A 22,597-nucleotide genomic window follows, 5' to 3' on the forward strand; every position below is an offset into this window, starting at 1 on the left:
CTAAACAATCGATACATTGCTGATGCATTAATCCTAGTTGGTCAGTGACCACCGGCAGACATCCGGGAGACATTCATGAGCTAAGGCGTTTCAAACCGCTGTGCCGCAAGTCGTCCCGAAATCATGACCGTCGGCACGCCAACCCCCGGCACCGTCGTCGATCCCGCCAGCGTCAGATTCTTTGGCATCTTCGGAGAGAAGTTGCGGGGACGGAACGGCCCCGTCTGTCGGAACAGATGCGCCAGCCCAAACGGCGAGCCAACGCCCATGTCGCGTTCTTGCCACTGCTGAGGGGTATCGATCCGACCGACTCGCCACTTCGTAGAAATCCCGGTCAGTCCGCGCCGCTCCAGCTCAGCGGTTATTTTCGCAACGTAGTCCCCACCGATTCGTGACCAGATCAGATTGGCCGACTGCAAGTTGGGGCACGGCGCGAGCACACTGACGGGCTCCCACTGCACGCCGTTCGCATCTGTGACAATACGCTCCGGCGCGCTCACCGCAGGCCGGGTGACCAGCAATGATGGGTCCGACATTAGCTTTCCATGGCGCGGTGACGAGATCTCCTCAAAGGTTTCGTTCCACTTTTCGCCAAACGAAATCAGGTGATGCCGCTTCGGCCACGTCGCAGTCTCCGAAACCGGAATCAGCCCGTGCGCCACCACCGCCGATGGAGAAAATCGAACTGGGAACAGCCGTCGCGCTCCCGTCCGCTTTACGACGCTCCGAAGGCCTCGCCGCTTCGATAAGCTACCGGCGGCAGAGGTATTCGCGTCGTGAAGCCAGCTCTGCACCACAGGTAAATCGGTAGTAGCGATGACGGCATCGGTGGGACGCTCGCCAGTTGCCGTGGTGATGGCGGAGACAAAGCCTGCCTCGTCGACTTTCAGCCCAGTGACATCAACGCCGAAGTCGATGGTTCCGCCAGCTCGACGTATGGCCTCGGCGAGCAACTCGCTGACGGCGCCTATACCCGAACCAAATGCGGGGGAGTGCGGATAGTAAACCCCCATCGAGGTATCCATGTGGGAAATGCAGCCGTAGACCGCACGGGCTTTAGCAGGAGGTACACCTGCGTAAAGCGCCTGGAAGCTGAAAACGCGAGCGAGATCATTATCTCCGAGGAAGGCACGAATCTTAGGTTCGAGGGCGCCGAAGGCACCGAGTCGGAGGAGCGTAGTGAGGTCGCGAAGCGCGCCGGGCCCGGTGAATAGGTCTGTAACGCGGTCAAAGCTGCGGGACATGAAGTTCTCGAAGCAGGCATTGAAGAGAGTTTGCAGCCACGTGCGAAGTTTGCGGTAACCGGCGACGGTGGAGTCAGAGGCACCGAAGCGCGCGAGTTCATCGGCCATCATGTCTTCGTTGGAAAACACGTCGAGTCCGCCGCGGGTGGCAAATTCCGCACGATAGGTGGGCGTGATTGGGGAGGCCGAAAAACCCGGGTCGATATCGCGCGCGTAGAGGCCGACGGCGGCGAGGGCATCGTCGACAAGCGAGGGCATGGTCCATACAGTTGCGCCAGTGTCGAAGACTGCGGTGAGCGATTGCCCGTCGATATCGACTGTGATGGGTTCACTGGCGCAGCGTCCGCCGACGAAACTTCCCCGCTCGACAACGGTGACATCGTAGCCATCGGCGATGGCGTAGAGCGCGGCGGTAAGTCCGGACAGGCCTGCGCCGATGATGGTCAGTCGTGGTTTGGAGCCCTTATGAGGACGAGTGACCGCACGTCGCAGACGCGGGGAATTAATGGGGGCACGAGTGGGGGAAGCAGCGGGCATGACTACGCAACACCTGGTCTAATGCTGACGAGCGGTGGCGCGAACGCCCATAGCAATGAGGTTCTCGCGCGACGTTGCAGGCAGGTCGGCATTCTCGATAGTGGAGAAAGCGCGGCTGGTCAGGCGGTCAATTTCACGTTCGACGGCATTGGCAGCGCCGGAATCAGCGATGAGATTTCGTAGCTCATCAATATCTGCAGCAGACGAGACCGCTCCCAGGCGTTCATCGATAAAGCGGGCCTTTTCAGGTGCGGAATCGCGGTAGAGGCTCAAAGCCTGGCCGACCAGGACGGTTCGCTTGCCCTCGCGGAGGTCATCGCCGGCGGGTTTGCCCGTGACCTCGGGATCGCCGAAAACGCCCAGCTGATCGTCGCGGAGCTGGAATGCCACACCAATGTCGCGGCCGAAGCTGCGGTAGGCCTCAACCAATTCCGCTGGGGCGCCGGCAATCGCGGCACCAATGTGGAGCGGCCGCTCGATGGTGTAGGCGGCGGTCTTGAACAGATTGATTTTCTCAGCGGTCTCGACGCGACTGTCCCGGCTGGCTTCGGCCGTGATATCGAGCAGTTGGCCGCCAAGTACTTCAGTGCGCATCGCCCGCCAGGGGACAAGTGCGCGGGTTAGCGCCTCCGAGCTGAGGCCTGAAGAGTGCATCATGTCATCAGCCCAGGTCAGAGCAACATCGCCAATGAGGATTGCGGCCGAAATACCGAAGCGGTCGGCGGCTCCATTCCAGCTATTGGCCTCGTGCTTGGCCTCGAATACCTTGTGGATAGTCGGTGCGCCACGGCGCGTATCAGCGTCATCGATGATGTCGTCATGAATGAGTGCGCAGGCTTGAATGAGTTCCAAGGCACTCACCGCGTTCATCACAGCCAGGGAATCCTCGGCTGGGGAGAAACGGCCTTCGAGGCCGCCTGCCCCCAACCACCCCTGCCAGGCGAAGGCTGGACGCACGCGCTTGCCCCCATTGAGGACGAAGGAGTGGAGCGAATCTATGGCCTCGGTGTACACCGCATCGACCGACGCGACATCGTCGCCACGGCTTTTGAGGTAATTCTCCAGCGTTTTGGTAACAGTAGCTGGTACTTCGCGGGGCTGTAGCGCGGCCAAATCCAGTTCTTCGCTCATGTGAGCCTCTCGTCGATGACGGGTAATGCTGACTCAAGAATAGGACACCGCTTAGTATGAGTGACTATGTCCTCAACAATGCCACTGTCGCCAGGCCGCCAAGTGACAATCCGCCAGGCGCTTTCAATGCCGAGCGCGGGCAGTATTCCCTTCTCGGTCGAGTTCATGCCCCCGCGTGACGACGCGGCCGAGGAACGTCTTCTCCGAGCAGCTGAGGCTTTCCATGATCTTGGTGCCTCCTTTGCATCCGTGACCTACGGCGCCGGTGGTTCTAGCCGCGACCGCACCCTGCGAATCGCCCAGCGCGTTTCGAGGCAGCCGCTGACAACGCTTGTGCACCTGACATTGGTAGAGCACACTGTCGACGAGCTGCGGGAAATCCTGCGCTCTTATCTCAGCGCGGGGCTGACGAATCTGCTCGTTCTGCGTGGTGACCCACCGGGAGACCCGCTTGGCCCTTGGGTGGAGACCGAGGGCGGTCTGCACTACGCCAGCGAATTGATTGAGCTGATTAAGGCCGAGCCGGAGTTCGAGAAATTTGAAATCGGCATTGCGTCGTTCCCGGAGGGACACTACCGCTCGCCGGATTTGGACCATGACACGCAGTACACGCTGGCCAAGCTGCGCGCGGGAGCCGAATACTCGATTACGCAGATGTTCTTCGATATTGAGCACTACTTACGCCTTCGAGACCGCCTGGTGGAAGCCGACCCAGTGCACGGTGCCAAGCCCATCATTCCGGGGCTGATGCCGATTACATCGCTGCGCTCAGTGCGCAGGCAGGTTGAGCTCTCCGGGGCACAGTTGCCATCCGATTTGGAGGAACGCCTGGTTAAGGCAGCAGATGGTGACGAGCAGGCCAATAAAGATGAGATTCGCAAGATTGGTATCGAGTTTTCGACCAACATGGCAGAGCGGCTCATCGCCGAAGGCGTGCCGGGGCTGCACTTTATGACTATGAACTTCGCTCGCGCCTCCCAGGAAGTTTTGCACAACCTCGGCATGGCGCCCGAATGGGGCACCGGCCAGGATATGCTGCGCGGCGGTTTTTAATTGCTAAAAGTCCTGCATGTCGCGAACTCTTCGCGCCCACAGGACACCTAGCACTGAGGCTAGGACACCGGCGGCTGTGGTCACACCGGCAAATAATAGGAATTGATTCCGCTTGGTGGATCCAGCCGGCGACGAAGCCCATACATTATGGTTCTCGCCACTGGCGAGCTGCCATTCCACCTTGTTCGGTTCGGTCTGGCGGCCATTGGAGTCAGTAACCTGCTCCGGGAACGCGACGACGAAATCAACCTTCGCGCCGGGCAGGTGAGTCAAATCCATGTGGCCGTTCATCGAAATCTTGCCGCCACCGGTACGGTCTAGGTCGATGTCTACGCGATCGTCGGAAAGCTGTCGGAGCGTATCGGTGAGTTCAATGAAGTGCAGCTCGTTGAACGAGACTTCCATCTTTCCTGTGGAGGAGTCGATTACTCCCTGCGAGACGCGGTCGGAGAGATCTTCCGGTACTTGCCACTGCTCAAATTGGGAACGGACTTCCTCCGTGGGTGTTACGTGAATTGTGCCCGAGACCCTGTCGTCGCCGGAAATGGTAATGCCAGCCTGTGCGTCAAAGCAGCCGCTGAGCGGCAAGATGGCGGCAATTCCGGCCATTGCTGTGGCAATGCGCAGAGGCGAAAGCCGTCGACGTGGTGTGGAAGGTTCACTCGGTGATGATGTCACGGGGAAGATCTACTCCTAGAACTGCGAAGGGACGGGAGTCCCCTGTGAAATAAAAGTTCCTTAAAACATCCTTGAAACCAAATTGGCGGTAGAGCTGCCATGCCCTATTGGCCTCATTCGGGTATTCCGGGGTTGACAACAGAACTCGCGTCTCTGGGCGGGAATCGACCAACTCGCGGAGCAGTCGTTTACCGAGTCCCCGCCCCTGAAAGCTGGGGTGTATGTGAATCTCAGACAGTTCGGCGTAGTTGCCCAAGAGCTTGACGACGTCCGGTAGCGAGCGCCCGTCCATGAGCAGTCCATCTCTTACCTGGCGATACCACCAGTGCGTGTCCAATCCTGTACGGCAGTAGCCGATGCCAACCAACCTGCAGCGCGGGTCGCGGAGAGCCTGGGCAGGGGAGAGCTCTTTGGGGTGAGCTATGGCTGCAGCAGCCATGAAGCCGGGTTGAGTGGTTTGCTTCTGCCATTCGTGGAGACGACCGGGCAAGATTGCGGGGTTGTACTGCATCGCGGTGATGTAGAGAGCCACTGCTTCTTGCAGGCGGAGATTGAAGTCTCCTGCTGTCATCGGAACCACGCTGTATTTCACAGTGACCAGATTAGCGACTTGGACGAACTTAGTTGTGAGATTACTGCAATAACATCGAGTCGAACAGGTGTGCGAAAGTGCGCATGGCGTAGTCCGGGCTTGGGGATAGATTGCAGTCAATCCCGCTAAGGAGAAGCGGAAAATCCGTGCTCATGTGAATGCTGTGTGAAAGGAGAAGCAGGGTGGTGGCAAGGTCGAACGTGGTGGAGTTTAGGGCGATTTCGCAGTCGGGTTCGGTCGCCCCGGTCGGTGTCTCAAGGCAATCGCTGGAGCTGCTGGGGCGGGCAGAGGCTCTGCTAGCGAATGCTCGGAATGCCAGCTCTGATGAGATGTTGGAGCTTTCCTACTGTGCGGCGCTGCGTTGCGCAGGCGCGCTGTTGAATCGCGACGATGTGTCGGTGGCTGGGGGTTCTGGCTCGGGCGCTCGTTCGGGCTCGGTAGTTAAGCGTCGTCGTTCGGCAACACAGAGTGCCTGGTTGCGTTTAAAGAAAGAGCAGCCCGAATTTGATAGCTGGGTCACCAAGTTCGAGCAGTTCACCGCACTGCGTGAGGAAGTCCGGTTGGGTATTTCGCGTCGCATTGACTCTCGGCGGGCGCAGGAGCTGTGGGAATTAAGTTGTGCATTCTTGGGGGCTGTCCGGGCTGAGCTGGGTGTTCTGCCCGCAGCTGCGTAAGCCGGTGGGGGCGTGTTAGAGCGTTGCTTTCCTAAATAAATGGGGGATTGTTCGGATTCATGGAACAATAGAGGTGAGTCGCCCGTTGAAGGGGTAAGAATGAAGCTAACGGACGCCGCGTTAGCAGCACGTGGCCTGTAATTAACTTTGTTGTATCGGCATTGTTAGTTGAGGGGTCAAGGCTCGCCAGTATCGCGGTGGGCAATGCTCAAGTAGGCGATGGAGGAATTGTGGGACTATCTGAGCACGAACAGCGGATGCTCGACGAAATCGAGTCTGCACTCTACGCTGAGGATCCTAAATTTAGTTCGACGATGGCCGGAAATGCGTTCAGCTTTCCGGAGGAAAACAGCGCACCTCGTGGGTTTTCCATCCAGGTTTTTGCGCTCATGCTCCTCGGTCTGCTGATGTTGATTGGCGGCGTCGCTCTTTTCTCTGTGAGCAATTGGTTCATTGTGTTATCGGTTGCCGGCTTTGGCCTTATGTTCGGTTCCGGCGTTTGGGCTCTGACCGGCGCCGGTAAGCAGGAGAAGGCTAGTTCTGCTTCGGGGCTGAGCTTTGGAAAGACTAAGTCCGGGGCGGCAAAGAGTCGTCGAGGGACCTCGGGTAGCCGTGGCTCCTCTGGTGATTCCACGTTGGAATCGCGTTTCCGTGGCCGCTTCGAGGGGCGTTAGGGGATAAGCCTCAAGAATTAACAAGTGAGGGCAAGCCAGCGATGGCTTGCCCTCACTTTTTTGTTTTTCTAGACGTGAATCGTCTCCACAAGATCTCACCCACTTTGCCCCACCCCGAGTCTCCACTTTCCCCCACTTAGCTATTGGGATGGAGGAATTCTTATCTGCGGTCGTTGTTGGTATCTCCGAAAGTTTGGCTCTGGCGACATAAAATTGCAGGTCAACGCGCTAAGTCTGGCGACCAGGTTGAATCTGGATGGTTTTTAGCAGGTAAGTGGTGGGTAGTGGGGCGTAAACTGCTTTCTGTTAACAATGTGGTTGGTGTGGCGTCGTTATCGGCGTGGTTGCGGGTGGGTGCCCCACTTTTTATTCGCGCTTTAATTGTCGAGGTGATTCTTTAAAAGTCCAGGTCAATTGGGTTAAAGTGGATGTCCTGGCGGCGGGGTTGCGCTGATTCTGTGACTATTTTTCTTCTTCTTGTGTTGATAGTGGCAGATAGTGGGGTAAAGTGGGGCGTGATGTTGATTGAGGTTGGTCAACATTGCAGAAGTGAATATCCGATTTGCGCTTAAAGTTTGGCGAGATTTTGGCACTGCGGTAAAGCACAGCCCTCCGGCTCTGCTTGAAGGCAACGCCTAAATCCCTGAATTCGGTAAGCGTTTGTGCGTTGACATTGAGGTTGACACGGGGATAGGAGGCCAGTGACGCATGTTTCTGGGCACCTATACGCCGAAGCTTGATGACAAAGGGCGCCTGACGTTGCCAGCGAAGTTCCGTGAGGATCTCGCAGGTGGCCTGATGGTCACTAAAGGGCAGGATCATTCTCTGGCGGTGTATCCGAAAGAGGAGTTCGTCAAATTAGCTCAGCGGGCTACTAAGGCCTCTCGTACGAATGCCAAGGCGCGAGCTTTCATCCGAAATCTTGCGGCGAGCACCGATGAGCAGCGTCCTGATGGCTCGGGGCGAATCACGTTATCGATGGATCACCGTCGGTACGCGAATCTCTCCAAGGAGTGCGTGGTTATCGGCTCTATTGACTTTCTGGAGATCTGGGACAAAGAGTCCTGGGAGGCCTACCAGGCGGAGCATGAAGCTGATTTCTCCGAAGGTGAGGATGACTCGCTGTTCGGCGTTTTATAAACCGCTTGGAATAACCGAAAAGAGGGAATGTCCGCATGGACTCTGCCTGATAGCCCCTGGTGTACTTCCCCGATACCAGGTTCTGTCAGGCGGGGCCCTGTGAACATCCCCGCTTTTTGTTTTAAGCACCGATAGCAGCATTCCCAGTAGTGCTCATGAGGTGCGGTCTGGTTGCTGGCGCGGCACTCGTCGTTAAGCAAACCGGGAATACACTCGATAGATTCTCTGACCAGTGCGAACATACCCGGTGAGGAGGGGAAATGAACGGATCGGTACCTGCGGATGATCGCAAGTCCGGCGAGTTTGGTCATGTCCCCGTTTTGCTTCATCGAGTGACTGATTTGTTGCGCCCGGGCATCGAGGCACTGGGTGACGATGCAGTAGTTGTCGACGGCACTCTTGGTGCCGGTGGACACACGGAATACCTGTTGGAGCAGTTCCCGAAGCTCTGCGTTGTTGGACTCGATCGCGATGACAATGCATTGCGAGGGGCAGAACAACGTCTCGCGCGCTTCGGTGATCGCTTTGTAGCCTTCCGTGTGCGTTTCGATTCGCTCGCCGAGGTGCTCAGTGGTGAGATTCCTGCAGCCGCTGGTGGAAGTGGCGCGGAGGACATTCTCGCCCGCGCCGCTGAGAAGGGCATTGCAGGTGCGCTTTTCGATCTCGGTGTTTCCTCGATGCAGCTTGACCAAGTCAATCGTGGATTCGCCTACCGAGTCGACGCCCCGCTGGACATGCGCATGGATGCAAGCCAGGGGATTACCGCAGCGGATGTGCTCAATACCTATTCGCACGGTGATATCGCGCGCATCCTATCGACTTACGGCGACGAGCGCTTCGCCGGCAAGATCGCCTCGGCAGTCCTGCGTGAGCGGGAGAAGGAACCGTTTACGACCTCCGGTCGTCTGGTCGAGCTGCTCTACGAAACCATTCCGGCGGCATCTCGCCGCAAGGGCGGACACCCGGCCAAGCGTACGTTTCAGGCTCTTCGTATCGAGGTAAATCGTGAGCTTGAAGCTCTGGAAAATGTACTGCCACAGGTCTGCAATGCACTCGCAGTCGATGGGCGTGCAGTGTTCATGAGCTACCAGAGTCTGGAAGACCGCATCGTCAAGAAGGACTTTGCGGAGCGCGTGAAGTCGACAACCCCACCGGGGCTCCCGATGGAGCTTCCGGGGCATGAACCGCACTTTGCTCTCATCACGAGAGGTGCGGAGAAGGCGTCGGCAAGCGAAATCGAAGACAACCCCCGAGCCGCACCGGTGAGAGTTCGCTGTATCGAGCGGATTCGAGCCGATTGACCCAAACCTTTCAACCGCACCAAACGCACCCTTAACGATCTAAGTACTGGGAGAACTTTCGAGCATGGCAACGACAATCACGGAGCACGCCTCCACCCGGCGCACCTCCCGCGGCGCATCTGCAACCGTCGCCGGTGCCAAGACGAAGACTCGTCAGCGCGGTCGCAGCGCCCGCACGAAACAGGATCTTTATCAGCGCCGGCGGTTTGGGCGCACAGGTTCTCAGCAGGTCATCTCGGTGCGTGGGCGTCGCGTTACGACGTCCTCGAGGGATAACCACAAGTTTGCCGGTGCGGCCGTGATGATCATTCTCGTCGTTGCCGGAATCGTGGCGGCGATGTGGCTGTCGGGTATTTCGACCTCGACATCCTTGCAGCTGGATGCTGCGCAGACCAAGGAAAAGGAGCTGCGTAACCAGCTGGAGGTGCTCGAGCGGGATGTTGCTTACATGAAGTCAACCGGTGCTATCGCGCAGCGTGCTGTGGAAGAGGGCATGGTCAATCCGGAGCAGCCTGCCGTTTTGACGACTGATCCGGAAGGCAAGGTCGTGGAAGTGCGACCGGGCGATGAGAAGCAACAGAAGATTATCGACCTCAACAGTGAGTCGCCGAATGTTCCGCATGCGCCGTCGTCGAACCCGAAGGACACCGAGAATGTTCCGGGGATGCAGGCACCGGCCATTGAGGAAGCGCACCCACGTCCGAACGGGTTGCCGGCAACCGCTCCGTATGCGCCGCAGAACCATGAGCCCGCACCAGCACCTGCGCCGGCTCCGGCACCCGCGCCTGAGGCTGAAGCGCCAGCGCCAGCCCCAGAAGCGCCAGCCGCGGCGCCGGAAGCACCGGAAGCTCCGGCACCCGAGCCAGCTCCAGCACCGTAGGAACTTAGAAAACAAACACGGCCAAACTGGCCAACTGTCCGATATTCTGGCGGTTCCACTGTTTCTGGTCAGGCGACTGTAGACTAATTAATTCAGTACTCGCGATGGCAGGGAATACCGCCTAACGTTATCGCGCGCGGGAGAATCGACTTAGTAGAAAGCACTAGCGCATGATTCGATCTGAAGACGACTACCCCAACCGTGGAGGGGGGTATGACTTCGGCGAACGTGCTTACCGAATTACATCCCGTGAGCGCAGAGGCCAAAGTCGCGTTCGGGATGGTCAGCGCAGCCGGGGGCTCGATGCTAAAACCAACCGAAGCGTGCCCCCGCGCGAAAAAATGCGCATTAGTAATAAGGACTTCATCCGACGTCGCAACTGGCTGCAGTTTATAGGCGCTATCGCAGTTGTAGTGCTGGTCTCCCGTTTGGCTTGGGTGCAGCTCGTCGCAGGTCCTGACCTGTCGGCGGCGGCGCAGAATCAGCGCACGGTGGAAGTTGTTGATGCAGCTCGGCGCGGTGCGATTCTCGATCGTAACGGAGCTCAGCTTGCCTTCACTATGGAGGCACGCAGTATTACCGTTCACCCGAACACTTTGCGCAAGTGGATTGGGGACGCCCATAAGCAGCGCCCGGATGATGTCGCTACCTACGATGAACGCCTCGAGCAGATCGCCAAGGATTTGCCGAAGCTACTCGACGTGGCCGACATCGACGCGGAGAAGTCGGGAAGCAGTCGCCGTCGTCAAGCGGAACCCGAAACCGAGGAGAACTCGGTGATGAGCGCGCCGTCCCGGGTGAGCTCGAAGGACATTCTGGAGAAGCTGCGCAATGAGGACAGCACCTATGAGGTGCTCGTGCGTAATGTCGACCCGGACAAGGCCGCTGCCATCGTGGAAAAGTATCCGGAACTGGTGGCGGAGCGTCAGGATATTCGCCAGTACCCGAATGGGGCGACGGCGGCTAACGTCATCGGCAAGATTGGCATGGATGGCGTCGGCCAGTTCGGCTTTGAAGCCTCTCGTGATGCCACTTTGCAGGGTATTAACGGTGGCAAGACCATTGATATCGCCTCTAACGGTGTGGCAATCCCGGGATCCACGCGCGATGTCCACGCAGCTGTGGACGGTACGACTTACGAGCTGACCCTGGACCTCGACATGCAGTACTTTGTCCAGCAGCAGGTCAACCAGGCGAAGGCCAACTCGGGAGCGAAGGATGCGTCGGCAGTCGTGCTCGACGCGAAGACCGGCGAAGTGCTTGCAATGGCGCAGGCGGACACGGCTAACCCGAATAAGGATATGGGGGCCGAGCTCGAAGAGGGGCGCACTATCGGAAACTCCGCTGTATCGAACCCATTTGAGCCGGGCTCTGTAGCAAAGATCATTACCGCCGCGGCCGCTATCGAAGATGGCAAGACCACACCGGATGAGGTTCTGCAGGTCCCGGGCACGATTGATATGGCGGGTGTCACCGTGCGCGATGCATGGGAGCACGGCACGGAAGCTTTCACGACGACCGGTGTATTCGGCAAGTCCTCCAATGTCGGCACCCTAATGCTGGCAGAGCGTTTGGGTCAGGACCGCTTCGCTGAGATGCTGCATCTCTTCGGGCTGGGGCAGTCCACGGGTATCGAGTTGCCCAGTGAATCGTCCGGCTTTGTGCCACAGCGTCCGCAGTGGTCCGGCGGTACATTTGCGAACCTGCCCATTGGTCAGGGTATGGCCATGACACTGCTGCAGATGACAGGAGTTTTCCAGGCAATCGCCAACGATGGCGAGCGCATCCCGCCGCGTATGATTCGTTCGACAATTTCCCCGGACGGCACGAAGACGGCAACAGAGCGCCCGGAAACAGTGCGTGTGGTTAGCCCGGAGACCGCCCAAACTGTGCGCGCTATGTTTGAAGGCGTTATGCAGTCTGATCCCACGGGGCAGCAGTCGGGTACCGCGGCCGGCAATAGTATTGAGGGATACTCGCTCACAGGCAAGACAGGTACGGCGCAGAAGTTTGACCCCGACACCGGCGCGTACTCGAATTCCAAGTACCACATCACGTTTGCAGGCATCGCGCCTGCCGACGATCCCCGTTTCGTCATTGGCATTATGCTTGACGAACCCCAGCGTGGTGTCCATGGTGACGGCGGCCAGTCAGCGGCCCCACTGTTTAAGGACATCGCCGCTTGGGCGCTTAACCGCTACAACTTACCGCCGTCGCCACCCCGCGAGGGCAAGTTGTTGCTGCAGCCGTAACGAGGTCACCACCACAATGAAGTTACCGCGACAGCACTAATACACAGACTTTTATTACTTTGGTTTCTGCAAAGTGAATCTCTTGAATTTTTCCAACCTGTTGTACACCAACGACTGACTTGAAAGAGGGAACAGCCAATGACCGCCACCCTTGCGAAATTGTGTAACCTCGCGCATGGCCGACTTGACGGCATTACCGAATCCGCGGCGGCAGGAGCGGATATCGCCGCGATCGAACTCAACGCTGCCGAAGTGCCTGAAGGCGGAATGTTTGCTGCCGTCCCAGGTACTCGCACGCACGGTGCGCGCTACGCGCAGCAGTCGGCTGCTACAGCGATCCTGACTGATGAGGAAGGTCTGAAAATCCTGCGGGAAGCAGGGGAGACGCGCCCAGTCCTGGTTGTCGACGATGTCCGGGGCGTCATGGGGCACGTTGCTGCAGAAATATACGATCACCCCTCGGATTCACTGACCATCATTGGGGTTACCGGCACCTCTGGCAAGACCACCACGACCTACATGCTGGAGGGCGCGCTGCTGGCAGCTGGCTGCTCGACAGGCATCATTGGTACTACCGGCACGCGCATCAATGGCCGTGCCGTTCCGTCGAGCCTGACTACCCCAGAGGCTCCGGCCCTCCAGCGCCTGTTCCACCAGATGCTCTCCGAAGGTGTGACGCACGTTGTCATGGAGGTTTCTTCTCACGCACTGTCGTTGGGGCGTGTAGACGGAGTCAGTTTCGACGTCGGCTGTTTCCTCAACCTCTCGCAGGATCACCTGGACTTCCACAAGACCTTGGAAGAGTATTTCCAAGCCAAGGCCAAGCTCTTTGATCCGGCAGGTCCGACACATGCACCGAAGGCTGTCGTGTGCATCGACGACGACTGGGGTGTCCGCATGGCAGATATCGCTGCCGGCGACCCGGATGTCCAAGTCACCACTGTCCATACTCAGCATCGCGTAACCGACAAGACGCCAGCTGCCGAGGTCTTTGCAGAATGGCACGCCGCTGCAGCCACTGTCGCCACTAACGGTGTCCAGCATGTGGAGCTAACGCGAAACAACACTGACACAGTTGAGGTGGAAGTTCCTCTGCCGGGTGCTTTCAACGTTGCCAATGCCGCAGTCGCATGGGCTGTGCTCGATGCGATTGGGCATGCCAATGACGCGGCCAAGAGCGGTCTGGCACAGGTGCGTGTGCCAGGCCGCATGGAGCGCATCGATCGCGGACAGGACTTCCTGGCTGTGGTGGACTATGCCCACAAGCCAGCCGCAGTAGCTGAAGTGTTGGCCACCTTGCGTGCACAGACCGAAGGTCGCGTGCTGGTTGTCGTCGGCGCCGGTGGCGACCGCGATAGTGCCAAGCGTCCAATTATGGGAGCCGAGGCTGCATGCGGTGCCGATGTCGTCATCATCACCGATGACAATCCACGCTCCGAGGTGCCCTCTGAAATCCGTGCGGCCGTGGTCGCCGGTGCGAAGGAAGCGGTTGCCAGCGGCAAGGCCAGTTCTGACACGGTTGTTGAGGAAATCGGCGATCGCGGCCAGGCAATTCGCCGTGTCGTCGAGCTCGCCCACAGCGGCGACAGCATCGTGGTGGCAGGCAAGGGACACGAAACCGGCCAGAATATCGGTGGCGTAATTCACCCGTTCGATGACCGTGAACAGCTGGCCGAAGCACTCACACAGCGACTGGAGGGATCCGCTGATTGAGATTGCTGAAATCGCTGAGGAAGCGCACCACCTGACATGCCTACCGCGAACCATTCGCGGTAGGCGAATAAAATCAAGAAATCATCCTTTACTAGGCGCCTGGAACTCTAACCAACAAGGACTATAGACATCATGATTGCCCTGACCGCCGCGGAAATCGCTCACATCGTGGGAGGTGAACTCGCCCACGTCAATGATGACGCCACAGTGACTCAGCCCGCAGAATTCGACTCCCGAAAGATTCGCGAAGGCTCGCTCTTCCTCGCCCTGCCGGGCGCGCGTGTCGACGGCCACGACTTCATCGATCAGGCTGTAGCAGCTGGAGCGCCGATGGCACTGGCGGCACGAGATGTTGGGCAACCTGCGGTCGTCGTCAAGCCTCTTGGTAAGCAGGACTCCAATGCCGACGCATTTGCACACGATCCGGATGGTTCCGGGGCGGCGGTGCTGGAAGCGCTTGGTAAGTTGGCGCGTTACGTCGTCGACGAGCTGAAGAAGGATCAGCTGCATGTCGTCGGTGTGACGGGTTCGGCGGGAAAGACGTCGACGAAGGACATGATGGCGACGCTGCTGCGTACCGACGGTCCGACGGTGGCGCCGAAGGGGTCGTTTAATAACGAAATTGGGCATCCGTACACGGTGCTGCAGTGCACTCCGGAGACGAAGTACCTGGTTGCGGAGATGAGCGCACGCGGAATTGGGCATGTGGCCCACCTGGCGCGCATCGCGCCACCGACGATCGGTGCGGTGCTCAATGTTGGCACGGCGCACCTTGGTGAGTTTGGCTCGCGCGAGGTAATCGCGCAGGCTAAGGGCGAGCTCGTGGAAGCGCTGCCGGCTGCGGAGCAGGGCGGTGTGGCCGTACTCAATGCCGACGATGACTACGTCACTGGCATGGCTCCGCGTACCCAGGCGAAGGTGGTGTTCTTCTCTGCCGATGAGAACTCCGAACGCCACGCAACCGCGGATTACCGCGCCACGAATGTGCAGCTCGATGATTTTGCTCGTGCATCTTTTGACCTGCATGTACCGGATGGGCGTACATTCCCGATCCAACTGCAGGTCTATGGTGCGCACCAAGTGGCCAATGCCCTGGCGGCGATTGCGGTGGCAGTGGAGTCCGGTATTGATGCTGAGCAGGTCGCAAAGGCGATGGCCGCGCATGTGGCAGCGTCAGAGCGGCGCATGGATGTCCAGCAGCTCACTGGCAATATCGTCGTTATTAACGACTCCTACAATGCCAACCCTGATTCGATGCGTGCGGGGATTGACGCTCTGGCACGTACAGCAGCTGGCCCAACGCACCAGGACGCCTCATCGTGGGCGGTGCTTGGACAGATGGGTGAGCTTGGCGATTCCGCTGAAGATGAGCACTCGTCGCTTGGCGAGTACCTTGTGGGCCGCGGCATCGATCGACTAATTGCAGTCGGAGAGAGTTCTAATGTGCATGCCCTGGCCGACAAAGCGGAAGAGTTGGGGTTAAATACTTCTAGGGTGCCGGATACATCCACTGCCGCGGATTTGGTGGCGGCCGAGGTGCGTCCGGACGATGTGGTGTTAGTCAAGGCCTCCTATGCGGACGGTATGTGGCGGGTCGCGGACTCGCTGGCTGCCAAGGTTGGGACTACGCCCGAAGGTGAAAGCGGAGAGGAAAAGTAAGTGATTCAACTTATTCTCAGTGGTGCGATTGCATTTCTGGTGAGTGTCTTTTTAACACCAGTGCTTATTCGCAAATTCTCTGCTGAAGGTCTTGGCCAGGAGATCCGTGAAGAAGGGCCGAAGAGCCACCTGCGCAAGCGGGGAACTCCGACTATGGGCGGCATCGCCATCATCGCCGCAATCGTCGCTGGCTATTTCCTCTCACACCTCGTTACGTATATCCAGACTGGCGTGGGGCCGTCCGCCTCCGGTCTGTTGGTGATGTTCCTTGTTCTGGCGATGGGCGCATTGGGTTTTGCCGATGACTTCATCAAACTCTACAAAGGACGCAACCTGGGGCTGAACAAGACAGCGAAGCTGGTTGGGCAGCTGGCGGCAGCGCTGATTTTCGGCGTGCTGCTGCTGCAGTTCCCGGATGCGTCTGGCTTGACTCCCGGTTCGACGAGCTTGTCGCTGATTCGAGATATTCCGTTCCTGAATCTGGCACCGGGGCCTGTGTGGTTCGGCATGATTGTCTTCCTGGTATTTGTCTTCATCGTCATTGCCGCATGGACGAATGCCGTCAATCTCACTGATGGCCTTGACGGCCTGGCCGCTGGCGCCACCGCACTGCTACTGGCCACCTACACGCTGATTTCCTTCTGGCAGTTCCGTAACTCTTGCGAGGCTTCGTTGGGTAGCGGTTGCTACAACGTCCGAGATCCACTGGATATCGCCGTTATTTCCGTCGCGGGTCTGGGCGCCTGCTTGGGCTTCCTGTGGTGGAATGCAGCGCCGGCAAAGATCTTCATGGGAGATACCGGTTCGTTGGCTCTTGGCGGTTTGGTAGCGGGTCTGTCATTTGTCACCAAGACTGAGCTGCTGATGGTTATCATTGGCTTCATCTTCGTGATGGAAGTTGCTTCCGTGGCAATCCAGATCGCGGTTTTCCAGACGACTGGCAAGCGCGTATTCCGCATGGCTCCTCTCCATCACCACTTCGAAAACGGAGGTTGGGCGGAGACAACTGTTGTCGTTCGCTTCTGGCTACTCGCAGGCATTTTCAACATGATTGGCGCAGCCATCTTCTACAGTGACTGGCTCTCTCAGGTAGGCGTATTTCAATGATTAACTCACCAGACCCGACCAACCTCACCGATATCCGAAATCTCGACTTAGTCGCTACGGTGCGCTCTGGTCGAGTTCTGGTGGCAGGAACCGGAGTTTCCGGTCGCGGTGCCATTGCGATGCTCAAGGACATCGGCTGTCCGGAAGTTGTCGTCGTGGACGACTCCGCGCTCGGCGCACTGGTTGCCGCTGACTTTTCGGTTCGGCATGTCACAACCGCAGACGCTCGCGACGAGCTTGCCGACGCGGTTGCGATCGTGACCTCCCCGGGGTGGCGTCCGACCAGTCCGCTGTTCGGCGCCGCCGCTGAGGCCGGTGTCCCGGTATTCGGTGATGTGGCGCTGGCTTTCGCCGGCGACTGTGCCCAGCTGTGGGGTCCGAAACGGACCTGGTTGGTAGTCACCGGCACTAACGGCAAGACCACAACCACCTCCATGCTGGCCGCCATGCTCGGGGAACAGGGCGCACCTGTGGGCAACATTGGTGTGGCCCTGTACGACGCACTGACTGCTGAGCCTCGTATCGAGGTGTTGGCCGCAGAGCTGTCCAGCTTCCAGCTGCACTGGGCTCCAAACATTCGCCCAGATGCGGGAGTACTGCTGAACCTGGCGGAAGACCACATCGACTGGCACGGTTCTTACGAAAACTACGGTCTGGACAAGACCCGTGCGCTGCGCGGTACTGTCGCAATCTACGGTGCGGATGACGCAGATGTCGTCGAGCACGTGGAAAAGATGCTGAAAAACGACGAGCTCGGCAACTCCGTCGTGGGCTTTACCGATGGTCCCCCGGAGGCACACCAGGTCGGAGTTCGCGACGGCATGATTGTCGACCGCGCTTTTGGCGGCGGCGATGCCGCAGCTGACGACTCTGGTCCGGGCATTGTCATCGCACCGGTAGCGGGAATTTCTCCTCCCGGCCGGGCAGGTGTTCTCGACGCGGTGGCCGCCACTGCGATGGCGCGCAGTATCGGTACCTCACCGGAGCAAATTGCAGCGGCATTGGAGACTTTCGAAGTTCGCGCACACCGCGGTCAGATTGTCCATAAGGCAAATGATGTCGTGTGGATTGATGACTCCAAGGCCACCAACCCCCACGCTGCCGACGCTGCACTGTCCGGTCATGAGCGTGTCGTTTGGATCGTCGGTGGTCAGCTCAAGGGCGCGGAAATCTCGCCGCTAGTGGCGAAGCATGCTCATCGCCTGCAGGCCGCCGTGGTTCTGGGCGTCGATAGGCAACTAGTCAGCGATGCGCTCTCCCGCATCGCACCTGCTGTGCCGGTCGTTGTCATTGATGACACTGACAAGGTCGATGCCATGGCAAAGGTCTGTATGGCAGCTAGTGAATATGCCAACCCTGGGGATGTGGTGCTGTTGGCACCAGCTGCCGCCAGCTTGGACATGTACTCCGGAATGGCTGAACGTGGCGACTTGTTCGCGCAATGGGCGCAGAAGGTGACGTCAACTGATGGATAACTCCCGCAAGGCTCGTAATTTAAGCGCTAGCGCCGCGACGGCACAAAAGGGGACGAAGGCTACCAGTTCACAGCGGCCCTCGTCGTCAAGCTCTAGTGCTCGAGAGCGGCCGGCGTGGGTGGAGCGTTTTAACGACTGGAAGTCGCGTCCGCTGTTCGACTACCACCTACTGATGATTATCGTCGCGCTGCTGACGTCAATCGGACTGGTGATGGTGCTGTCGGCATCCATGGCCAGCGCGGGTAATGACTCGGGCAGCGTGTGGTCGGTGTTCATCCGTCAGCTGGTCATGGTGGTGGCGGGTCTCATCTCCATGTGGATCGTGCTGCGAATGCGGGTGGAATTGATTCGCTCGCTATCGACAGCAGCGCTGATTTTGTCCTTTGTGCTGCTGGTTTTGGTGATTATCCCTGGTATCGGCATCGGCCTGGAGGAAACCGGTGCGCGTTCGTGGCTGAGTATTGGTGGTATCACCATGCAGCCATCAGAAATCGCGAAGATTGCGCTGGCACTGTGGGGTTCGAAGCTGCTGGCTGAAAAGGTCCGCACCGCTGTGTCCTATACCGATTTGTTCGGGCTGTTCGGTGCGGTCAGCTTCGTGATATTGGCACTGGTGATGCTGCAGCGTGACCTCGGCATGGTTGCTTCCATGGCGTTCGTCGTGGTGGCGTTGGCGTGGTTTGCTGGCCTGCCGCGAGTATTCATCACCGGGCTGCTTGCCGCTGCGGCTTTCGCCCTGGTGATTTTTACCGTCACCGCGGGTTTCCGTTCGGCGCGAATCAGGGTCTACTTGGACTCGCTGCTCGGTAACTTCAACGATGTGCAGGGAGATGCCTACCAGTCCTACCAGGGCTTTCTTTCGCTTGCCGACGGATCTCTCACCGGTGTCGGTCTCGGTCAGTCGAGCGCGAAGTGGGGATACCTACCGGAGGCGAAGAATGACTTCATTTTCGCCATTATCGGTGAGGAGACTGGTTTCCTCGGCGCGCTGATGGTTATTTTGCTCTACGCAGCGCTCGGCTGGGTGGGACTTCGTATCGCCGGTCGCCAGAACGATCCGTTTCTCCGTCTGCTCGCGGGCACGATTACTGCTGCAACCGTGGTGCAGGCTTTCATCAACATCGGCTACGTCGTTGGTGCGTTGCCAGTGACTGGTCTGCAGCTGCCGCTGATTTCCGCCGGTGGTACATCGGCGATGGTGACGTTGTTCTCGATGGGTCTGCTGGCCACATGTGCCCGCCACGAATCGGAGGCAGTCTCTGCAATGCAGACTTCGGGACGTCCGGGGCTGGACAGGTTCCTGGGTATTCCGGAACCAATCCCGTATGACGAATCGCGTCGCCACGCGCCGAAGGTGCGTGCCCATCGCGATCCGCAACGCTTCGGTCCTCCCGTGGTGACCAGTGGAGCGCGTACTCCACGCGGCGAGGGGGCGCAGGTGCGGGAAACCTACAGTGGCCGAGCTGACCGACCCAATCGGCCCGGCCGTAGTGGAGGCAGCCGCAGTGGTCGAGGTGCCGCCCCGCAGCGTGGCTCCCGAACCTCCGGCAGCTCCGGAAACTCGGGCAGCGTTCGTGGCCGCGAAGTGGATTATTCCCCTCGCAGTGACAACGGACGGACGCGGGGATTTACAGCGAGGTCGCCGCGGGCTGGACGGTCACAGGGCTCCTGGTCGTCGTCAAGCTCAGGCCGGGGCAGTAGGATTCGGGGCGAAGGCCGTGGCGGACAGTCGCGTTCGCGCCAGCGCCCGGGCCGAAACAATAGGAACGGCGGTTCAGCACCGCGGAGGAGGAATCGATAACACCATGGCAGACAAGAATCTGGGCGCAGCCGCTGGGGCGAAAGGCGCTTCGGAGTCTGAGCAGTTTCTCAAGGAAGATGGCTCTGCTCCGACCATTGTGGTGGCCGGCGGTGGTACGGCTGGCCATATCGAACCTGCACTGGCAGTAGCGGATGCGATTTTGAAACTGCAGCCGGATGCCCGCGTCATTGCACTCGGTACGAATCGGGGGTTGGAGTCGACCCTCGTACCGGCGCGAGGCTATGACCTGGAGCTGATTCCGCCAGTGCCGGTGCCGCGCAAGCCGACTGCGGATTTGTTCAAGCTGCCTCTCAACGTCGCTCGTGCGGTGCGTGAGACCCGCAAGGTTTTCAAGCGCATTGACGCTGATGCGGTCATCGGCTTTGGTGGCTACGTATCGGCACCGGCCTACATGGCGTGCCGTGCGGGGAAGAAGATTCCGTTCCTGGTTCACGAGGCCAACGCCCGTGCGGGCCTGGCCAATAAGCTCGGTGTCGCACTCGGGGGCGTCGGCTTGGCCGCCGTGACTGGCTCTGGCCTGAAGGCCGAGGTCGTTGGCAATCCCGTGCGTGCCAGTCTCGCGGCGTTGGACCGCGACGCCAAGCGTGCCGAAGCCCGCGAGTTCTTCGGTTTACCGCAGGAGGGACCGGTGCTCTTTGTCACCGGTGGTTCGCAGGGGGCACGTTCCATCAACGAAGCTGTTACCGGTGCAGCCGCAGAGCTCGCCAACGCCGGTGTATCTGTACTGCATGCCTACGGCAAGAAGAATCACGTCGAGGTCGAGTCCATCCGCGAGGACGCCCCCTATGTCGCTGTGCCGTACATCGACCGGATGGATCTGGCGTACTCCGCCGCCGACCTGATTTTGTGCCGTTCCGGTGCGATGACGGTGGCTGAAGTCTCAGCTGTCGGCTTGCCTGCGGTGTACGTTCCGCTGCCACACGGAAATGGGGAACAGGCGCTCAACGCCACCGATGTCATCGATGCTGGTGGCGGTATTCTCATCGCCGACGAGTCGCTGACTGCGGCATCAGTTTCGGATATCGTGATTCCGCTGGTCACGTCCCCAGAAAAGCTTGCCGACGGGCGCCGCGCCCTGGCCAACATTGGACATGGTAACGCTGCGGAGAACATCGCCCGTCGGGTGCTGTCTGCGGCTGTGAACTCTAAGAAGTAAAGCGAGCATAAACATGAACGTTAATTTCGATGACTTTCAGCCGGTAACGGGAGAGCTGCCCGCAAGTGTCCACATGATTGGCATTGGCGGTGCCGGTATGTCCGGTATCGCTCGCATCCTGTTGGCGCGTGGCATTCGTGTTACCGGTTCCGATGTCAAGGAGTCCCGCGCGGTGGTGGGACTACGTGCGATGGGAGCCACCATCGCCATTGGGCATGACCGTGCGAATCTCGAGCTTGCTGGCGAGGGAGAGCTGCCGGACGCAGTGGTCATTTCCTTCGCTGCTATCCCGAAGACGAATCCGGAGCTGGCCGGTGCACATGAGCTGGACATTCCGGTGCTCAAACGCTCCGATGTGTTAGCGCTGTTGATGCAGGACTCCAAGGCTCTCCTGATCGCCGGTACTCACGGCAAGACCTCGACTACATCGATGACCGTCGCCGCTTTGCAGGCAGCTGGTTTGGATCCGTCTTTTGCCGTTGGCGGTCTGATGAGCAAGGCCGGTGTCAATGCTCACCAGGGCAGTGGCGATGTCTTTGTTGCTGAGGCCGATGAGTCGGATGCCTCGTTGTTGACCTACCAGCCGGAAGTGGCCGTAATTACCAACATCGAGCCCGATCACCTTGACTTTTTCGGTGACGACGAGACCTACTACGCCGTCTTTGACGCTTTTGCAGAGCGCATTAAGGATGGCGGTCATCTGGTCATCTGTGCTGAGGATCCGCATGCGGCCGCATTGGGCGAGCGCGCGGTGGAGCGCGGCATTAACGTGCTGGCTTATGGTGGGGAAGAAGCCTTGGCTCAACACCCGACGCTGCCGGTCGGTGCCGTTTTGCACGGCTGGACTCCGGTCGGTGGTGGTGCCCGCGTGGAGGCCACTGTTGGCTCGACATCGGTGAGGTTTGAACTTCATCAGCCCGGCCGTCACATGGCGCTCAACGCGCTGGCTGCAATGGTCGGTGGCGACTGCGTCGGGGCAGATTTGGGGCGTATGGCGCGCGGTCTCGGTGAATTCACCGGTGTCCGTCGCCGCTTTGACTACCACGGCAGTATCGGCGAGGGGCCATTTGTTGGCGCTCGTATCTACGACGACTACGCGCATCACCCGACCGAGGTCTCCGCAGTTCTCGGCGCAGCTCGGGAGTTGGTCACCGAGGCCGGTCATGGCAAGGTCATCGCTGTGTTCCAGCCTCACTTGTACTCGCGTACTCGCAACTTTGCCGACGAGTTCGCTGCCGCCCTGTCTCTGGCGGACAAGGCCGTATTGCTCGATGTCTTCGGCGCCCGCGAGGAGCCACTGCCGGGCGTCGACGGCGCGCTCATTGCCAACAAAATGACCATCCCTGTGACGTATGAGCCGCATTTCACCAGCGTCCCGGCTCGCGTTCGCGAAATCGCCGAACCGGACGATGTCATTCTGACCATCGGCGCTGGCTCTGTGACGATGCTTGCCGACGAAATCGTGCGCGAGCTCAGCGGAGACAACGACGAACAGGTGGAGTCGTAGCA

At 59.2% G+C, this 22,597-nt stretch carries 18 protein-coding genes; 14 read left to right on the plus strand and 4 right to left on the minus strand.

Annotation, left to right across the window (positions count from 1 at the left end; all coding sequences use genetic code 11):
• Nucleotides 1-80: 80 nt before the first annotated feature.
• Together crtI and HMPREF2857_RS01730 are read right to left on the minus strand one after the other, a co-directional pair.
• Nucleotides 81-1,781, minus strand: coding sequence for a phytoene desaturase family protein (gene crtI, locus HMPREF2857_RS01725; protein ID WP_070642412.1), 1,701 nt, complete (start codon nucleotides 1,779-1,781; stop codon nucleotides 81-83).
• 18 nt (nucleotides 1,782-1,799) lie between these two features.
• Nucleotides 1,800-2,912: a polyprenyl synthetase family protein gene (locus HMPREF2857_RS01730; RefSeq protein WP_070642415.1), complete on the minus strand. Its 1,113-nt coding sequence runs from the start codon at nucleotides 2,910-2,912 to the stop codon at nucleotides 1,800-1,802.
• Between the two features lie 66 nt (nucleotides 2,913-2,978).
• Here HMPREF2857_RS01730 and metF point away from each other — a divergent pair, with 66 nt between their 5' ends.
• Nucleotides 2,979-3,965 carry a methylenetetrahydrofolate reductase [NAD(P)H] gene (gene metF, locus HMPREF2857_RS01735; protein WP_070642418.1) on the plus strand — a complete coding sequence of 329 codons (987 nt, stop codon included), beginning with the start codon at nucleotides 2,979-2,981 and terminating at the stop codon, nucleotides 3,963-3,965.
• 3 nt (nucleotides 3,966-3,968) lie between these two features.
• Here metF and HMPREF2857_RS01740 read toward each other — a convergent pair whose 3' ends face one another.
• Nucleotides 3,969-4,643 carry an LppM family (lipo)protein gene (locus tag HMPREF2857_RS01740; RefSeq protein ID WP_016423011.1) on the minus strand — a complete coding sequence of 225 codons (675 nt, stop codon included), beginning with the start codon at nucleotides 4,641-4,643 and terminating at the stop codon, nucleotides 3,969-3,971.
• Entirely contained in the window at nucleotides 4,624-5,214 is a 591-nt protein-coding gene (locus HMPREF2857_RS01745; protein ID WP_048731193.1) for a GNAT family N-acetyltransferase, read from the minus strand. Before HMPREF2857_RS01745 ends, HMPREF2857_RS01740 begins: the two co-directional genes overlap by 20 nt.
• 206 nt (nucleotides 5,215-5,420) lie before the next feature.
• Between HMPREF2857_RS01745 and HMPREF2857_RS01750 the strand changes: the two genes are divergently transcribed.
• From HMPREF2857_RS01750 to murC, 13 genes are all read left to right on the plus strand, one after another.
• Complete coding sequence (locus HMPREF2857_RS01750; RefSeq protein ID WP_049190537.1) at nucleotides 5,421-5,909, plus strand: SAV_6107 family HEPN domain-containing protein; 489 nt, start codon at nucleotides 5,421-5,423, stop codon at nucleotides 5,907-5,909.
• A 230-nt stretch (nucleotides 5,910-6,139) separates the two neighbouring features.
• Nucleotides 6,140-6,583, plus strand: coding sequence for a DUF3040 domain-containing protein (locus tag HMPREF2857_RS01755; protein WP_048731191.1), 444 nt, complete (start codon nucleotides 6,140-6,142; stop codon nucleotides 6,581-6,583).
• 708 nt (nucleotides 6,584-7,291) lie between these two features.
• Nucleotides 7,292-7,723 carry a division/cell wall cluster transcriptional repressor MraZ gene (gene mraZ / locus HMPREF2857_RS01760; protein WP_005510286.1) on the plus strand — a complete coding sequence of 144 codons (432 nt, stop codon included), beginning with the start codon at nucleotides 7,292-7,294 and terminating at the stop codon, nucleotides 7,721-7,723.
• A gap of 260 nt (nucleotides 7,724-7,983) precedes the next feature.
• Nucleotides 7,984-9,024: a 16S rRNA (cytosine(1402)-N(4))-methyltransferase RsmH gene (rsmH, locus tag HMPREF2857_RS01765; RefSeq protein ID WP_070642421.1), complete on the plus strand. Its 1,041-nt coding sequence runs from the start codon at nucleotides 7,984-7,986 to the stop codon at nucleotides 9,022-9,024.
• Nucleotides 9,025-9,088: 64 nt separating this feature from the next.
• Nucleotides 9,089-9,904, plus strand: coding sequence for a cell division protein FtsL (locus HMPREF2857_RS11175; RefSeq protein ID WP_070642423.1), 816 nt, complete (start codon nucleotides 9,089-9,091; stop codon nucleotides 9,902-9,904).
• Nucleotides 9,905-10,245: 341 nt separating this feature from the next.
• Entirely contained in the window at nucleotides 10,246-12,156 is a 1,911-nt protein-coding gene (locus HMPREF2857_RS01775) for a peptidoglycan D,D-transpeptidase FtsI family protein (protein WP_070642425.1), read from the plus strand.
• Between the two features lie 138 nt (nucleotides 12,157-12,294).
• Nucleotides 12,295-13,869, plus strand: coding sequence for a UDP-N-acetylmuramoyl-L-alanyl-D-glutamate--2,6-diaminopimelate ligase (locus HMPREF2857_RS01780; RefSeq protein WP_070642428.1), 1,575 nt, complete (start codon nucleotides 12,295-12,297; stop codon nucleotides 13,867-13,869).
• Nucleotides 13,870-14,001: 132 nt separating this feature from the next.
• Nucleotides 14,002-15,528: a UDP-N-acetylmuramoyl-tripeptide--D-alanyl-D-alanine ligase gene (gene murF / locus HMPREF2857_RS01785; RefSeq protein ID WP_070642429.1), complete on the plus strand. Its 1,527-nt coding sequence runs from the start codon at nucleotides 14,002-14,004 to the stop codon at nucleotides 15,526-15,528.
• Complete coding sequence (gene mraY / locus HMPREF2857_RS01790; RefSeq protein ID WP_016423002.1) at nucleotides 15,529-16,635, plus strand: phospho-N-acetylmuramoyl-pentapeptide-transferase; 1,107 nt, start codon at nucleotides 15,529-15,531, stop codon at nucleotides 16,633-16,635.
• Nucleotides 16,632-18,110, plus strand: coding sequence for a UDP-N-acetylmuramoyl-L-alanine--D-glutamate ligase (murD, locus tag HMPREF2857_RS01795; RefSeq protein WP_070603078.1), 1,479 nt, complete (start codon nucleotides 16,632-16,634; stop codon nucleotides 18,108-18,110). The genes mraY and murD overlap by 4 nt, the downstream gene beginning before the upstream one ends.
• The gene (ftsW, locus tag HMPREF2857_RS01800) at nucleotides 18,103-19,911 is read left to right on the plus strand and encodes a putative lipid II flippase FtsW (RefSeq protein ID WP_070642432.1); all 1,809 of its coding nucleotides are present in this window, start codon (nucleotides 18,103-18,105) and stop codon (nucleotides 19,909-19,911) included. Before murD ends, ftsW begins: the two co-directional genes overlap by 8 nt.
• A 4-nt stretch (nucleotides 19,912-19,915) precedes the next feature.
• Nucleotides 19,916-21,088, plus strand: coding sequence for an undecaprenyldiphospho-muramoylpentapeptide beta-N-acetylglucosaminyltransferase (murG, locus tag HMPREF2857_RS01805; protein WP_070603082.1), 1,173 nt, complete (start codon nucleotides 19,916-19,918; stop codon nucleotides 21,086-21,088).
• 13 nt (nucleotides 21,089-21,101) lie between these two features.
• Entirely contained in the window at nucleotides 21,102-22,595 is a 1,494-nt protein-coding gene (gene murC, locus HMPREF2857_RS01810; RefSeq protein WP_070642435.1) for a UDP-N-acetylmuramate--L-alanine ligase, read from the plus strand.
• Nucleotides 22,596-22,597 lie beyond the last annotated feature (2 nt).

It is taken from the genome of Corynebacterium sp. HMSC076C10 (genome assembly GCF_001812455.1).
GTDB lineage: Bacteria > Actinomycetota > Actinomycetes > Mycobacteriales > Mycobacteriaceae > Corynebacterium > Corynebacterium jeikeium_D.